This window comes from Nitrospirillum amazonense (assembly GCF_007828045.1).
GTDB lineage: Bacteria > Pseudomonadota > Alphaproteobacteria > Azospirillales > Azospirillaceae > Nitrospirillum > Nitrospirillum amazonense_C.
This window is the reverse complement of sequence record NZ_VITN01000061.1, coordinates 1-2,633: the sequence shown is the minus strand read 5'-3', so window position 1 is coordinate 2,633 and position 2,633 is coordinate 1. Positions and strand designations below refer to the sequence as shown.

The following is a 2,633-nucleotide window of genomic DNA, read 5'->3' as shown; positions in this document are numbered from 1 at the left end:
CTGCCGCGCGACAAACAGGATGAGAGCAGCGCGACGATCAGGATGAGAATCGCCAGCAGCTGTGCCGGCGGAGGGCGTAGCCCGTAGCCGGCACAGCTGCTGGTGTGGCGCCTTTATGGGTGCTGCGGATGGTTGGGGTCGGCCGGGTAAAGAAGGGGCACCTTGGATTTCCAGAGGATGCCCCGTGATTGCCCGGCTGCCACGTCAACGACCATCAGATGAGGCTATTCATGAAGTTGCGGCAGACGATCCCGGTGACCGCGGCGGCGGCCAAGGCGGGGTTCAGCACGGCGACGGGGTATCGGATCCTACGGGATCCTGTTCTCCCCTCGGCGCGGACGGAAGAGCGGGGCCGTCGACGCCCCGACCCCCTGGCGGATATTTTCGACAGTGAGGTCGTGCCGCTGCTGAGGGCGGCGCCAGGCCTGCGGCCAATCGGTGTGTACGAGGAGCTGATGCGCCGTCACCCCGACCTCAGCCCCGGGGTGCGCCGGACCCTGGAACGGCGGATCCGCGCCTGGCGCGCGGTTCATGGCACGGAGCGGGAGGTGATCTTCCGCCAAGCGCATGAGCCGGGTCGACTGGGTCTCTCCGACTTCACGGAGATGGGGGACCTGGGCGTGCGTGTCGCCGGCTGCCCGCTCGATCATCGGCTCTACCACTTCCGCCTGCCCTGGTCCGGCTTCGAACATGCCCATGTCATCCTGGGCGGTGAGAGCTACGTGGCCCTGGCCGAAGGGCTGCAGAATGCGCTCTGGGCCCTGGGCGGGGCGCCGGCCGACCATCGCAGCGACAGCCTGTCGGCGGCGTTCCGCAACCTGGACGCCGAGGCCGGCCAGGACCTGACCCGCCGCTACGACGCGCTGTGCCAGCACTACGGCATGACACCCAGCCGCAACAACCGGGGTGTTGCCCACGAGAACGGCTCGATCGAGAGCGCCCATGGCCACCTGAAGGCGGCCATCCGCGATGCCCTGCTGCTGCGCGGCTCGCCGGACTTCGACGACCTGGCTGCCTATCGCGGCTTCATCGACGAGGTGGTCAGCCGCCGCAACCGGCGTCATGGACCCCGCATCGACCTCGAGCGCGCCGCCTTGCGCCCCTTGCCGGACCGCCGGACCAGCGACTTCGAGGAGGTCATCGTCACCGTCACCTCCTCCAGCGCCTTCACGCTGCGCAAGGTGTTCTACACCGTGCCATCCCGCCTGATCGGACATCGCCTGCGCGTCCGGCTCTACGATGACCGGCTGGACCTGTTCGTCGGCGGCACCCACCTCATGACCCTGCGGCGTGGACGGGCGGCGGGCAATGGCGCCCATGGCCATGTCGTCGACTACCGCCACCTGATCCACAGTCTCCGGCGCAAGCCCATGGCCCTGCTGCGGCTGGTCTACCGAGACCAGCTCTTCCCCCGGGACGCCTACAAGCGAACCTTCGAGCGCCTGCTGGAGGCGGGCTCGGAGAAGGACGCCTGCCGGCGGATGGTCGACCTCCTCGCCCTGGCCCATGAACGGGCCTGCGAGGCCGAACTGGCCGACACGCTCGCCGCCGACATGGACGCCGGCCGTCTGCCCGACATGGACGCGCTCAGGCGACGCTTCGCGCCGCCCCTCGGCGCCTTGCCCGAGGTCGTGGTCAAGTTGGCCCCCCTCAGCGCCTACGACGCCCTGTTGACCGGAGGGGCCGCATGACCACCGTCAATCCCGCCATCGATGCGCAGAGGCTCAGCCTGATCCTCAACGACCTGCGCCTCCCGGCCATCAAGCTGATCTGGCCGGAGTTCGCCGCCCGCGCCGACAAGGAGGGCTGGCCCGCCGTCCGCTTCCTGGCCGCACTGGCCGAACACGAGGTCGCCGAACGCGACCGCCGCCGCATCGAACGCCACCTCGGCGACGCCCGCCTGCCGCCCGGCAAAACCCTCGACAGCTTCGCCTTCGACGCCGTTCCCATGATCAGCAGGGCCCAGGTCACCGCCCTCTGTTCCGGCGACGGCTGGCTCGAAAAGGGCGCCAACCTGATCCTGTTCGGGCCTCCAGGCGGTGGGAAGTCGCACCTGGCGGCGGCCATCGGCCTCGCCTTGATCGAAAACGGCTGGCGCGTCCTCTTCACCCGCACCTCCGACCTCGTCCAGAAGCTCCAGGTCGCCCGCCGCGAACTGGCGCTCGAGGCCGCCATCGCCAAACTCGAGAAATACCACCTGCTCATCCTCGACGACCTGGCCTACGTCACCAAGGACCAGGCCGAAACCTCCGTCCTCTTCGAGCTCATCAGCGCACGATACGAGCGCCGCTCGATGCTCATCACCGCCAACCAGCCCTTCGGCGAATGGAACCGCGTCTTCCCTGATCCGGCCATGACCCTCGCCGCCGTCGACCGCCTCGTCCATCACGCAACCATCTTCGAGATGAACGTCGAGAGCTATCGCAGAAGGTCCGCCATCCAACGACAATCAAAGGCCGGAAGACCGCCCACATTCGCGACAATCAAGACCGTCGAGGAAATGACGCGCCGCGACAATCAAGAAGAAAAACCGCCCTTGCCAGCGACAAACAAATAGAGCAATCCTCCAACGCCGCGACCATCCCTTCTCATCCTGATTGTCGCCAGCCTCTCACACAGATTGTCGCGCTATA

The 2,633-nt window shown here is 67.5% G+C and carries 2 protein-coding genes; both read left to right on the top strand.

All coding sequences use genetic code 11. From position 1 onward, the window contains the following. Positions 1-188 precede the first annotated feature (188 nt). Positions 189-1,691: an IS21 family transposase gene (gene istA / locus FBZ89_RS30510; protein ID WP_145754861.1), complete on the top strand. Its 1,503-nt coding sequence runs from the start codon at positions 189-191 to the stop codon at positions 1,689-1,691. Then, complete coding sequence (istB, locus tag FBZ89_RS30505; protein ID WP_145754859.1) at positions 1,688-2,557, top strand: IS21-like element helper ATPase IstB; 870 nt, start codon at positions 1,688-1,690, stop codon at positions 2,555-2,557. The genes istA and istB overlap by 4 nt, the downstream gene beginning before the upstream one ends. The last annotated feature ends 76 nt before the right edge of the window (positions 2,558-2,633 follow it).